The 13,603-nt window shown below is 28.9% G+C and carries 16 protein-coding genes; 13 read left to right on the plus strand and 3 right to left on the minus strand.

What is annotated here, in order from left to right; genetic code table 11:
• Positions 1-14: 14 nt before the first annotated feature.
• The 12 genes from deoC to G324_RS0102310 all read left to right on the plus strand — a co-directional run bounded on the left by deoC (position 15) and on the right by G324_RS0102310 (position 10,625).
• On the plus strand, positions 15-683 hold the full coding sequence (gene deoC / locus G324_RS0102255) for a deoxyribose-phosphate aldolase (protein WP_162146824.1): 669 nt from the start codon (positions 15-17) through the stop codon (positions 681-683).
• On the plus strand, positions 664-1,374 hold the full coding sequence (gene deoD, locus G324_RS0102260; RefSeq protein ID WP_162146825.1) for a purine-nucleoside phosphorylase: 711 nt from the start codon (positions 664-666) through the stop codon (positions 1,372-1,374). The genes deoC and deoD overlap by 20 nt, the downstream gene beginning before the upstream one ends.
• On the plus strand, positions 1,371-2,588 hold the full coding sequence (locus tag G324_RS0102265; RefSeq protein ID WP_025724783.1) for a M16 family metallopeptidase: 1,218 nt from the start codon (positions 1,371-1,373) through the stop codon (positions 2,586-2,588). The genes deoD and G324_RS0102265 overlap by 4 nt, the downstream gene beginning before the upstream one ends.
• Positions 2,578-3,834 carry a M16 family metallopeptidase gene (locus tag G324_RS0102270; protein ID WP_025724784.1) on the plus strand — a complete coding sequence of 419 codons (1,257 nt, stop codon included), beginning with the start codon at positions 2,578-2,580 and terminating at the stop codon, positions 3,832-3,834. The genes G324_RS0102265 and G324_RS0102270 overlap by 11 nt, the downstream gene beginning before the upstream one ends.
• A gap of 163 nt (positions 3,835-3,997) precedes the next feature.
• Entirely contained in the window at positions 3,998-4,345 is a 348-nt protein-coding gene (locus tag G324_RS0102275) for a single-stranded DNA-binding protein (RefSeq protein ID WP_025724785.1), read from the plus strand.
• Positions 4,346-4,429: 84 nt separating this feature from the next.
• Complete coding sequence (locus tag G324_RS0102280) at positions 4,430-5,197, plus strand: hypothetical protein (protein WP_162146826.1); 768 nt, start codon at positions 4,430-4,432, stop codon at positions 5,195-5,197.
• Positions 5,198-5,252: 55 nt separating this feature from the next.
• Positions 5,253-6,629 carry a dipeptidase PepV gene (gene pepV / locus G324_RS0102285; protein ID WP_035357149.1) on the plus strand — a complete coding sequence of 459 codons (1,377 nt, stop codon included), beginning with the start codon at positions 5,253-5,255 and terminating at the stop codon, positions 6,627-6,629.
• A gap of 18 nt (positions 6,630-6,647) precedes the next feature.
• Positions 6,648-7,514, plus strand: coding sequence for a thymidylate synthase (gene thyA, locus G324_RS0102290; protein WP_162146827.1), 867 nt, complete (start codon positions 6,648-6,650; stop codon positions 7,512-7,514).
• Entirely contained in the window at positions 7,511-7,978 is a 468-nt protein-coding gene (locus G324_RS0102295) for a dihydrofolate reductase (RefSeq protein ID WP_025724789.1), read from the plus strand. The genes thyA and G324_RS0102295 overlap by 4 nt, the downstream gene beginning before the upstream one ends.
• 8 nt (positions 7,979-7,986) lie before the next feature.
• Complete coding sequence (locus G324_RS0102300) at positions 7,987-8,781, plus strand: lysophospholipid acyltransferase family protein (protein WP_025724790.1); 795 nt, start codon at positions 7,987-7,989, stop codon at positions 8,779-8,781.
• Positions 8,774-9,085, plus strand: coding sequence for a hypothetical protein (locus G324_RS0102305; RefSeq protein ID WP_025724791.1), 312 nt, complete (start codon positions 8,774-8,776; stop codon positions 9,083-9,085). Before G324_RS0102300 ends, G324_RS0102305 begins: the two co-directional genes overlap by 8 nt.
• A 202-nt stretch (positions 9,086-9,287) precedes the next feature.
• Positions 9,288-10,625, plus strand: coding sequence for an FAD-dependent oxidoreductase (locus tag G324_RS0102310; RefSeq protein ID WP_025724792.1), 1,338 nt, complete (start codon positions 9,288-9,290; stop codon positions 10,623-10,625).
• Positions 10,626-10,743: 118 nt separating this feature from the next.
• On the opposite strand, the gene G324_RS0102315 is transcribed toward G324_RS0102310, so the two are convergent.
• From G324_RS0102315 to G324_RS07630, 3 genes are all read right to left on the minus strand, one after another.
• On the minus strand, positions 10,744-11,097 hold the full coding sequence (locus tag G324_RS0102315) for a hypothetical protein (protein ID WP_025724793.1): 354 nt from the start codon (positions 11,095-11,097) through the stop codon (positions 10,744-10,746).
• Between the two features lie 13 nt (positions 11,098-11,110).
• The gene (locus tag G324_RS0102320; protein ID WP_025724794.1) at positions 11,111-12,436 is read right to left on the minus strand and encodes a cation:proton antiporter; all 1,326 of its coding nucleotides are present in this window, start codon (positions 12,434-12,436) and stop codon (positions 11,111-11,113) included.
• 189 nt (positions 12,437-12,625) lie between these two features.
• A complete protein-coding gene (locus G324_RS07630) occupies positions 12,626-13,195 on the minus strand; it encodes a histidine phosphatase family protein (RefSeq protein ID WP_025724795.1) in 570 nt (189 codons plus the stop codon).
• A gap of 84 nt (positions 13,196-13,279) precedes the next feature.
• Here G324_RS07630 and G324_RS0102330 point away from each other — a divergent pair, with 84 nt between their 5' ends.
• Positions 13,280-13,579, plus strand: coding sequence for a hypothetical protein (locus G324_RS0102330; protein ID WP_156921268.1), 300 nt, complete (start codon positions 13,280-13,282; stop codon positions 13,577-13,579).
• The last annotated feature ends 24 nt before the right edge of the window (positions 13,580-13,603 follow it).

The raw sequence follows: 13,603 nt of genomic DNA on the forward strand, positions 1-13,603 counted from the left end.
AAAGGATTTCAAATATGAAATTAAATCAATATATTGATCACACAAAGCTTGGACCTTTAGTCACAAGAGCTGATATTGAAAAACTATGTCAAGAAGCACGTGAATTCAACTTCAAGAGTGTATGTGTATCACCTATTTGGATTAGTCTAGCAAAAGAATTATTAGAAGGATCTAATGTGTTAGTATGTACTGTTATTGGATTTCCATTTGGCACACACCTACCAAAAGTAAAAGCCTTTGAAACTAAAGAAGCAATTAAGCTAGGCGCTGAAGAAATTGATATGGTAATTGATATTGATGCAGTTAAAGCTCAAGATAGAAAACGTGTCCTTAAAGATATCAAATCAGTTGTTAAAGCAGCTAATGGTAAAGTAGTCAAAGTAATTATAGAAACTGCATATCTATCAACAAAAGAAATTACATTTGTTTCTAAAATTGCAGTTAAAGCAGGAGCAACATTTGTTAAAACATCTACGGGTTATGCAACACGTGGTGCAAGTTTTGATGATATTGTAACAATTAAAAAAGCAGTTAAAGAAGATGCATTAATAAAAGCAAGTGGCGGTATAAGAAGCCAAGAAGATGCATTTAAAATGATAGAAAAAGGTGCTAACAGATTAGGAACATCTAGTGGCATCAAACTAATTAAAGGAGAAAATACAAATGGCAACAGCTCATATTGAGTTAAATGATAAATCACTAATCGCTAAAACGGTATTAATGCCGGGTGATCCACTACGTGCTAAGTTTATTGCAGATACATATTTAAAAGATGTTGTACAAATCAATGGTGTACGTAATATGTTAGGTTATACAGGAACATATAAAGGAAGAAAAATCACAGTAATGGGTTCTGGAATGGGAATGCCAAGTATTGGAATCTACTCATATGAATTATTTGAATTCTATGATGTAGATAATATTATTCGTATCGGTTCTGCTGGTGCATATACTGATGAATTAAACTTATATGATGTAGTTTTAGTTAAAAACTGCTTTAGTGAATCTACATATGCTAAAACAATGGGCGTATCTGGCCGTAAAAAACTACCTGCAACTAAAGCACTAAATACTAAAATTAAACGTAGTGCTCAAAAATTAAACATTAAGATAACTGAGGGTACAATCCACTCATCTGATGTATTTTATAGAATGAATCCAGATGAATATAAAGAAATTTATGAAAAACATGGTGCATTATGCGTTGAAATGGAAAGTTTTGCATTATTTGCAAACGCAATTGCAACAGGTAAAAATGCTGCTTGTATATTAACTATTTCTGATTCACTTGTCACTAAAGAAGCTACATCAGCAATTGAAAGACAAGAAGCATTTACAAAAATGATGGAGATTGCATTAAACACTAAATTATGATTTTTTTACCAACAAAACAATATCAAACGATACATTTATCGCTTTATTTTATCGATAAGATAGAAGTCGATGCATTTTTGTATCGTTTTTTATTGAGTAGAATTCTAACTTCACAAACAGACAAATATGTGACTAAACAATTACTTGCAAAAAAACTATATAGCTTATATGGTACCTTTGTAACAAGTCATCTTTTTGTTATTGGTTCATACCATATCATGCGTTTTAATGTCGTTTTTCCTAATCCTAATGTCTTAGATGACCAAGCAATAATTACAGAAATTATTGATATTATTAAATCGATGTTTTTTGATAGACAGATTTTTCAAGAAAACATATTTAATGAGGCTAAAAGATATACAATCAATCAAATTCTTACAAGAAAAGACAGAAAATTTGAATATGGTAAGGAACAATTATTTAATTATACATTTTCAAATTCTGCTTATAGTGTACCAATTACAGGTACATATGAAGATGCATTTAATGTAAGTCTTGTTGAACTATATAACTATTATAAAAACTATTTTTTAAAAAATATAATAAAAATTTATGTTTCAGGTGACTTAAATGAATCATTAATTAATGAGTTTAACGTATTAAGCGACTATGAAAATAATAATAAATTAAACGTATATGAAACTCAAATAACACCAAAAAGAATGACAAATCACAAAGAAATACTTCAAATTGGTCAAGCTTATATCTATTTATCATATTACATACCAATTAATAGATCACATGAAAAATACATGAGTGTCCAATTAGCAACAATCCTTTTAGGTGGATATCCTGAATCCAAACTATTTAAAACAATTAGAGAAAAACATGCATTAGCTTATGATGTGGAAGCGCACTATGAACACGATAAAAACTACATTTTTGTCTATGCTGGTGTCAATTTAGAAACTCAAGACGCAGCATATAATTTGCTAATTGATACTGTTAACAACTTTATATTTGATGGAACTACCATCGATCAGCTAAATGAAGCAAAAGATTATTTAAAAAATGAAATATATTCAAGTATGGATTTTCAAGATAGTCTTATTCCAAGGCGTTTTGTACTTGATTTATTTGGATTAGATGAGTCGATTGATAATTTAGTCGATCAAATTAATAAAGTGAGTATTGATGACATAAAGTATGTTTTATCATTAATGCAGCTTACTACAACCTATATACTAAGTGGAGGCTCAAGTTATGAAGAGTAATGCCTTTGACTTAAATCCGGTATTCATTAAAATGAAAAACGGACTTAATGTGCACTTAATAAAATCTGAATCACTTCAAACATATGTACAATATGATATACCGGTTGGATCATTTAATACAAAATATAAAATCGGTAAAAATATTTATGAAATTAAACCTGGGACACACCACTTATTAGAACATATGATTTTCATGATGGAAGATAAAGATGCATTCGAATATTTTCATAAAATGGGTGTGGTGGCAAATGCAATGACTACCTATAGGCAGACGAGCTATAGTTTAATTGGTCATAAAGATATGATAGATGCAACGCTTTATCTGATTAAAATGCTTGAATCACCATACTTTGATCCGCATAAAGTTGAAATGGAAAAACAAATCATCTATGAAGAGATTCAAATGTATGATGATGAAATCGAAACGCAATTATTTCAAAAAATGTATCACCAATTAATACATACACACCCATTAAAAAATGAAATTACAGGTACTAAAAAAGAATTATCGGATATTGATTCTGATGATTTATTTACGTTATTTAATCATTTTTATTGTTCAAATAATAGACAAATTATTATCTATGGTCCAATCGACATAAAAGCATATATAGACGTTTTAGAAAATTATGAATCAAAAATTACTAAGACAATTAATCCGATAATTATATCAAATAAAGAAATAAAAACTGTCAAAATTAAGGAAGGTAGATACAATTTAGATGTAACTACTCCAATTTTCGCATTTGGTTTAAAAATTATCCTAGATACACAAGATGAAAAGATAATTTACAAATATGAAATTATCATGTTATTCATTGGTCGTTTATTATTTGGTAATCAATCTAATTTTCATCAATATTTACTAGATAATCATCAAATTATTGATGGCTTTAATTTTCATATTACAATTGAAGATGATTTATTAGTTTTTATGATGGATTCTGAGACATATGACACCGATGAATTGAAGAATAGTATATTAGTACATCTGAAAAATAAAGATATCGCAGATTTTAATGAAGAAACTTTTAAACTACTAAAAAAAGCATACTTAGGACACTTTATTATGGCGTTAGATGATATCGAAAATAGAATTTATATCTATGGTAAATATAACCTACTTGGTTTAAGTTTGAAAGAAGCATTAGAAATTATTAAAGAAATACATTTTGGTGATCTCTTAGCTCTTTATGATAGTTTAAATGAATCAATGATGAGTTTTGTACATGTTTTACCAAAATAAGGTTATTTTAATCAATAATAAGTTTTAGTAAATAGTGATAGCACCTGCTATCACTATTTTTATTATATTTATTTAAATATTGTCATTGTAGTTTTAATTTGGTAGTTTTACATTCATTACATAAATAGTTATTATATGTTTAAAAAGAAAGGTAAGAAATAATATGACATTTATAAATATGATAGGAAGAATTGTAAGTTTTGATTCAAAGGAAAGTGATTCAGGAACTAAATACACAGACTTAAGGGTATCTGTGATGAGACCATACAAAAATTATGAAGGAAATTATGAAACTGATTACTTTAAAATATTCCTTTTTGAGAACAATCACAAGAAGGCACAAGATCATTTTAAAAAAGGTATGGGGATAGCTTTAAAGGGGCGTCTTGAAGTAAGCAAATGGATTGATGATAATGATTCAAAAAGAAGCAATATTAATATTATTGCCGAACAAATTGTATTTTTACCAAGGGAGATAGAAAATTATCAAAATGAGGCAACTGATGCTTAATATATATTAAATAATCTTAAGTAAGCCTAAAAAAAATGATACAATATGATATAATATATTCAAGTAAAAAAGGAGGGAACATTCATGGTATTTTGGACTTTATTGCTCTCTGCACTATTTGTAATGAGTATATTATATGTTTTATGGGGTCCTAAAAAAATATGGGCTACTTTAATTAGTTATTTAGTATTAGCTGTTATAACCATAATAATTATTAAAACCAATTTTTCTGGTCTATATACTCTAGATTTAATTGCATTTATAATTCCAAACATGTTTGTAATCCCAATACATTTTTTTGTTGTAAGTATTATTAAAAATTATGTAGTAACAGATGATAAACATATGTCTAAATATTTTATAGCTATCTATAATCGTGTGTTAATAGGTCTTTGGAGTGTATTTTTTGTACTTATATTAGGCATTGGACTAGCCATTATGGATGGATTCTTAACTAGTTTTGATCCTGAAAACATATGGAGTATTTCTGTAACAGGTGTGTTTGCAGTTATAATATTTATAGGTATAATAAGTTTAGGATATAAAAAGAAGTTTTCCTATATTTTGATTCTAGGCACCAATGTTAGAAAAGTATTTGTCTTATCAACTACAAAATCTAGAGTTTTGGTTAATAAAATAATTGGGTTAAATGAATTATATCCTAGAGGCATTTATCAAGAATTTAATCAGATAAAATACTTATATTATATTAATCAAGATTTAGACTTAAGCAATTCAGGATTTATTCCATATGATTCTGAATTATTTAATCACTTAAAAGATTATGCTGAAAGTTATCATATGTTAGAAGTGGCTTATAATGAATATATTGAGAAAAAAAGCTCTATTTGATAGAGTTTTTTTCATATAAATGATAGAATTGTTATTAATAAGGAAAGGTGATTATATGTCAATAGATTTTAAAGCATTGGTCTTAAAGTATAAAGACCAATTTATTAAGGATACACAGGAATTACTAAAGATTAATTCAGAACTTACAACATTTGATCAAAATAGAATAGGTGCTCCATTTGGTGAAGGTAATAGAAAAGCTCTAGAGTTTATGCTTGATTTGGCTAAAAGAGATGGATTTAAATTTGAAAATGTAGACGGTTATGCGGGTCACATTGAATTTGGTGATTCCAAAGAATACATTGGCTCTATAGGTCATTTAGATGTCGTACCTGCTGGAACTGGATGGACTTATCCACCATATGGAGCGGAAATTCATGACAATAAAATATATGCTCGCGGTGCTGAGGATGATAAGGCACCAACGATGGCAGTGTATTATGGTATGAAGATATTAAAAGAACTTGGTGTTCCACTAAAAACTCGTATTAAATTAATATTAGGTCTTGATGAAGAGTCTGGTTGGAAATGTGTGGATTATTATTTTAAAAAACATCCTGAAGTACCAGTGGCTGGATTTATTCCTGATGCGGATTTTCCTTTAATTTATGCAGAAAAAGGAATAACAATGACAATTATCAGGGGTTCATTTGATAATTCACAATTAATTTCAGTTGAAGGTGGATTACGTGCAAATATGGTTCCAGAAAGTGCAAAAGCAACTTTAAAACCTGATTTAGTATTAAAACACAAATTTCTAGAATATCTAACTAAAAATAAATACGAAGGTAAAGCAACAATTGAAAATGATTTATTAATATTAGAGGCTTTTGGTAAATCAGCACACGGTTCCCTTCCACAGGATGGGTTAAATGCACTTTCTATATTATTTGAAGGCCTAAAAGAAAGTGGTGTTAATAATGAGTTTGTATCATTTGTTAATAAATATCTAACCTTTGATAATTTTGGACATAAACTAGGCGTTGCATATAAAGATAAAGAAATGGGCGATTTAACTATCAATTTTGGTTTAGCTACAACAGCCGCTAATCATTTTGAAATCGTATTAAATCTACGTTATCCAAATGGTGTGAATTATGTAGAAGATGTATTTAATCATATCCAAAAATTATTACCAGATAATTACTCATTAGATGTTGATCATCACCAAAAATTACTTTATAAAGATCCAAAATCAGATTTAATTCAAACATTGATGAAGGTATATCAAAAACATACTGGAGATATGACACCTCCAATTTCTATTGGTGGAGGAACATTTGCAAGAGCTACTGATAATGTTGTTGCATTTGGCCCTCACTTTATTGATAAACCAACCTATATACATCAAAAAGACGAATTTATTGATATTGATGATTTGATGAAAGCACTAGCGATTTACACAGAAAGTCTATACGAATTAGCAAAATAATGATTTAAGAGGTACTTTATGAAGCAGTATTTAGATTTAGCAAGGCATATCATGTCAAATGGTATAGAAAAGTCAGACCGTACAGGTACAGGAACAAAGTCAGTATTTGGTTATCAAATGCGTTTTGACTTGAGTGAAGGTTTTCCACTAGTAACAACTAAAAAAACGTTTTTAAAGGGTATTATTCATGAATTACTGTGGTTTATAAAAGGAGATACCAATATCAAGTATTTAGTTGATAACAATGTTGGTATCTGGACGGATTGGCCATATCAAAATTATCAAAAGTCACCTGAATATCAAGGTGAAACAATAAAAGAGTTTGCAGAAAAAATTAAAAATAGTAGTGAATTTGCACAAAAATGGGGTGACTTAGGGCCAGTTTATGGCTCTCAGTGGCGTAATTTTAATGGTGTAGATCAAATTGCGTATATAATTGATCAGTTAAAAAATAATCCTGATTCTAGAAGGATGGTTTTATCTGCGTGGAATCCTGCAGAAATTAGTAAAATGATGTTGCCACCATGCCATACACTTATTCAGTTTTATGTTGTAAACAATAAAGTTTCACTACAACTTTATCAAAGAAGTGGCGATGTATTTTTAGGAATACCTTTTAACATCGCATCATATGCATTATTTTTAATGATGGTTGCACAGGTTACTAATTTAGAGGTTGGAGAATTCATTCATACAATTGGTGATGCACATATATACTCAAATCATTACGAGCAAATTGAACTTCAATTATCACGAACACCTAGAAAATTGCCAAATTTAGTTATGAATAAAAATGTAAAAAACCTTGAGGATTTTGTTTTTGAAGACTTTATATTAGAAAATTATGATCCATATCCTCCAATTAAAGGGAAAGTTGCTGTATGATTTACTCTATATGGGCAATGGATGTAAATTGGTTAATTGGGATTGATAATAAATTACCATGGCATTATAAATTGGATTTGGCATATTTTAAAGAAAAAACAACAGGTAAAACTGTATTGATGGGTGATGCTACCTATCGTTCTTTAAAAGGTTACTATAAAAATAAACCCCTACCATTTGGTAAAATGTATGTTGCAAATCTAATTAATACCGAATACGAAGATGCAACTTGTATCACAGATGTTGTAGAGTTTGTGAAGAGTTTTTCTGATGACTTATGGATTATTGGTGGGAAAGTTATTTATAATCTTACATTACCATATGTGGATTATTTACTCATTACACATATACTAAATTTCCATCAAGGAAATGTATTCTTTACAAAATTTGAATTATCAAAATATGAACTTGTTGATAAAAAATTAGAAGAAAATCTTATTTTCGCAACTTATAAGAAAAAGTAGGTTATTATATGTTTACATCATTATTTTTTATATCTTGGATTTTATTTAGTAGTTTGATGTCAATTTATGTACTAAGTAATTACTGGATAATTCTTTGGATATTCTTAGGATATTTTGTGGGTATCACAACACTTATTTTAGTTTTAATAATACATATTTATTCATTTAAATTTACATCATTAATGAATAAGTATAAATATTATGTATTTCAAAGTACAGCATATTTCCTATCAGTATATATCTTTAACCTGAAAATAAAGATAGTAGGTATGGAAAATGTACCAAAAGATGGTAAATTAGTAGTATATACTAACCACAAATCGTATTTAGACCCAGTAATAGCAATCCAGGCAATCAATAGACCAATGTCATTTACGCCTAAGTCCACCTTATTTAAAATACCGATATTAAAGTCTGCAATGAAGGCAATGAATGCGATGCCAGTTTATCGTGATGACAATAGGAAAACAGCAAAAGCACTCATACAAACTATTAAAAATATCGAACAAGGCTTTACTATGGCAGTTTTTCCAGAAGGTGGAAGAAAAAACAGAGATCAAGACACTGTATTACAAACACGAGCTGGCGCATTTCAAATAGCAGTGAAACCTAAAGCTGATATTTTACCAATGACAATTATTGGTAATTCAGAAATTCAGAATCGTGCACCTTTTAGAAGAACAAACATTAAAGTCATTATTCATCCTGCAATACCATATGAAAATTATAAAGATTTATCAACAACAGAAATAGCTAATCAAGTTGTTGAAATTATAAATTCAGGAATGAAGTATAATGATTAAAATTATTGATATTCATGATGATGAAACCTCTATAGCTTTGAAAAATGTAAGACAAGCAATTGACACAATAGGGAAAAATATACTAGTTATTATTCATGGATATGGTTCATCTACTAATTCATATAAGAAACTAAATGAAGTAAGAAACATAGGACGATCAAGAGTAAAAAAAGGACAAATCTCGATTTGTATATCTGGGCCTGATTTAAATGATCCTATAAATTCAGCTAAGTTTGATTATGATGAGTTATTACAATTAAGAAAATTTGTAGTTAATAGTGGTGTAACTATTTTAAAAAAATAAATAATCTAGAAGTTATTTAATGTATACATATAAAGTATATAAAGTAGCTTCTGGATTTTTTTATTTATGGGAATATTCTGAAATTTTTATTGCGTAAAACGTTTTCAAAAGCATATAATAACAAACTTATTTTATAAGATTTATAATTTGTGTGGCTAATCAAACTGCTTAAATAAATAGAAAGAAAATTAGAGGTCAAAATATGAAAGTCATCGTAATCGGATGTACCCATGCTGGTACATCAGCGGTTAAAACTATGTTGCAAACAAATAATAATTTAGAAGTTAATGTCTATGAAAGAAATGATAATGTTTCATTCTTATCATGTGGTATTGCTTTATATGTTGGGGGTATCGTTAAAGATGTGAATGGATTATTCTATTCAAGTCCTGAAGAATTAAAAAGCCTAGGGGCAAATGTATTTATGGAATATAATGTAGAAGCTGTTGACTATGAAAATAAAACAGTAACAGTTAAAAATCTATTAAATAATGAAATTACCATTGATACATTTGATAAACTTGTTATATCAACAGGTTCATGGCCAATAATTCCAAGAATACCTGGCATAAATTCAGAAAATGTTTTATTGTCTAAAAATTTTAATCAAGCTAATGAGATTATAGAAAAATCTAAAGATGCACAAAAAATCGTTGTTGTTGGTGCCGGATATATAGGTGTTGAACTTGCAGAAGCTTTTGAACTTATGGGCAAAGAAGTTATCCTAATTGATGGAGAATCTCGAATTATGCCAAAATATTTAGATGAAGAATTCACAAATATTGCTGAAAATACATTTAAAGATCACGGCGTGAAGTTAGCACTTGGGCAAAAGGTTGAAAGTTTTGTTACAAGTGGAAATGTTGTAACGCATATAAAAACTGATAAAATGACATATGAAACTGATTTAGTAATTATGTGTATAGGTTTTAGACCAAATGATACACTATATAAAGGTATTTTAGAAACAACACCAAACGGTGCACTCATAACTAATGAATTTATGCAAACATCAAATCCTGATGTTTTTGCATGTGGTGACTGTGCAAACATAATATATAATCCCACTGAAGAAGTAAGATATATTCCTTTAGCAACCAATGCTGTACGTATGGGAACATTAGTGGGATTAAACATCGCATATCAAAAAATACCTTATGTTGGCACACAAGGCACATCAGGAATCAAAATTTATGATTTAAATATATCTTCTACAGGTCTTACAGAAGAAGTTGCTAAATTGTATAAATTAAATTACAGTACAATAATTATAAATGATCATAACAGACCAGAGTTTATGCCAGAATATGAAGATGTACTTTTAAAATTAGTCTATGAAAAGGAAACAAATCGTTTATTAGGTGGTCAAATTCTTTCTAAATATGACCTAACAGCGCAAATGAATATACTAAGTTTAGCAATTCAAAATAAAATGACTATTCAACAACTTGCTTTTGCAGACTTTTTCTTCCAACCACACTTTAGTAAACCATGGAATTTACTTAATACTGCTGCATTACAAACCTTACTTAAAAAATAAACTTCTATAAAAAATGTGGAGATAGACCCCAAATAAATTATTGGATATCTTAAACCTCCAAATATGTTATATACCTTAAGTAAAAAGCTCATATCAAATCATGATATGAGCTTTTAATTTAATTTTTAGAATGAATTGGATAAATACCTGAAACTGGTAATGTAAACATAAAACCTATTACTTTTCTTTCTGATTGTTCTAGAATCTTTCTAACTTCTTCAATTAGATTTTTCTTATCGAAAGATTCAGGAATTACAGTAAAGATAGTTTTTGAATAATTTTGATCTCCAACTAAAGATTTATAGAATGGACCTGAGAATAATGCGTGTCCAGAGCCTTCTTTTTCCATAATTGCTGATGCCATACCTTGTGTATCAACAATTGTAGCACCTCTTACATTGAGTTCTAAGAATTTGTCTAAAATATCATCCATAAAACTCAAATCGTTTAATACGATTACTAAAGCTTCCATATTTTAATCTCCTTTAATTTTCTGTATCTTCAGCAAACATTGTTTCATTTAAATTATCAAGACTATAAAGTTCATTAGATTTTGTTAATGCAAATTTCGCAAAAATTGGACCCATTGTTTCATAAACTAAAATCGATAACATAATTACGGCTGCAATTACTGGATAAAGCTCGGTCATTTGTACAGCTACAATAGTAAGTAAGCCAATGGATACTCCACCTTGTGGAAGTAATGCCCAACCAAGATATTTCTTTATATTTGGATGGGATTTGGAAATCATGGAACCAACCATGATACCTAATATTTTACCACTACCACGTGCAATAATATAGACTCCAGCGACAATTAATATAATATAATCTTGTTTTAAGATTGCTAAATCAAGTGATGCACCTGCTAATGTAAAGAATATAATATAAAATGGTGTAGCTAAATCGTTAATTGATGAGAATGTTCTATTCGGTTGTTTTACGACGTTAGCAATAACAGAACCAATCATAATATTTGCTAGTAATGGTGAAAGTGAAATGCCTAAAGATTCTGTGTACTGATTTATTAGCGTTAAGCCACCAACTGTAATTACAATTGAAATTAATGCAAGCACCTGAATATCATCGGGTATTTTATCAAATCTTTTGGCCGCATATGAAAGTGCAAAACCTATAATTATTCCAATTCCTAGTGATCCAAATACTTCAATAAATGGTTTAGAAAACATTAACCATGTAGGAATTGGGTCACCTTGAGGTAATAGAAGTTGTGCAAAAGATAAGAAAAATCCAAATACTACAATTCCAAAAATATCATCAAGTGCGGTAATTGGGACAATTGCTTTAGTAACTGGTCCATTTGCACGATATTGTCTAATTACCATTAATGTAGCAGCTGGTGCAGTTGCAGCAGACATTGAAGCTAAGATTAATGCAAAAGCAATACTTGGCTTTTCAAATGGTGCAAATCCTGCAACTATAGCATCTGGTTTAGGAATGAGTAACATAGCAACAAATACTACAACCACTGCTCCAATAACCTCAAAAGTTGTTAATGTGATAATTTCCTTACCCATTTTTTTGATTCTTTTTATTGCAAATTCACTACCTATTGAAAATGCAATAAAAGCTAATGCAATTTCACTAATGAATTTAAAAACATTTTGATCACTTAAGGTAATAAAACCTTTATAACCAGGAAAAATTAAACCTAAAGATGGCCCTAATAATAATCCTAATACTAAGTAACCCGAGACATTCGGTAACTTAAATTTTCTAGCAATTAAACTACCGATAAAACCAACTAATAAAATTACTGCAACCTTAGTTAACAATAATCCTAAATCCATGCTATTCCTCCGTTCAAAATTTAACTCTAGATATAATTTTACGCTATATTTTTTATAAGTCAAATATATAATAAATCAATATTAAATAATGCATATTCAACAGTAAAAGTGGCTTTATTACGGTAATTGGAACAAATTTTGACGGAAAATAAAAACACTAGAAAAATTAAAATTTCTAGTGTCATATATTTATAAATCGATTTGTTTTAATACTTTTATTTTATTAGGTTCAATATCGAAGTATACTATACTTAGATTTCCTACAAAATGATTGAAATAATCATATTTATCGAAGTCAGCTAATATCAAAAGTGACTTGATAACATGAGCGTGAGCAACTACCATAACTTTTTTATCATGATGATTAGAGTAAGTTTTATTTACAGCATCACTAATTCGTTTGATTAATTGTTCATTATCTTCATAACCCGCTTGTCTAAAGTTATGTTTAGTAATTATAGGCAATACATCTTTTACTACGCCACCTTCAAAAGGGCCAAAATTTCTTTCTAGATAATCAGAGTTTATTTCTGAGATATCTAAATCAATGTATTTACCGACGATTTGAGCAGTCTTTTGAGCTCGAATCAAAGGAGAACTAATCAAGTAGTTAAAACGCTCATTTTTCTCCTTTAAATAACGTCCTAATTTATGTGCTTGTTCAATGCCTGTTTCATTTAATGGATTATCCATATTTCCTTGTACTAAGCGTTTTTTATTGTAATCGGTTTCACCGTGTCTTACCATTGCTAATATCATTTTTATCACCTTTGGTATTATAACAAAATAAACACTTTAAAACAACTTAAAAATTAGGTATAATATCAATAGAAAGAAATGGTGATGAAAATGAACAGCGAAAGTAACTGGCAAGAAGTATTGTTAAAAACTTGGGAAACAATTGTTTCTTGGTTTGAATCAGCTACAGGTTGGTTAGATCCTTTACTAAAACCTACAACAGATGGTTGGTGGCAAGCAGGATTTAATTACTTTGATAGTTTTCCAGTAATGCTTCAATTAATATTTGTCGGATTTTTAGGTTTACTTCTAATAATGGGCGTATTTTCACTAATAAAAAAATCATTAAAATTAGTGGTAGTCATTGGTGTAATTGTATTAATATTTATGGTGTTAAACGGATAGACGAATTAATTTTCGTCTATTATA

Source organism: Acholeplasma granularum ATCC 19168 (genome assembly GCF_000526235.1).
GTDB classification, from domain to species: domain Bacteria; phylum Bacillota_I; class Bacilli_A; order Acholeplasmatales; family Acholeplasmataceae; genus Acholeplasma; species Acholeplasma granularum.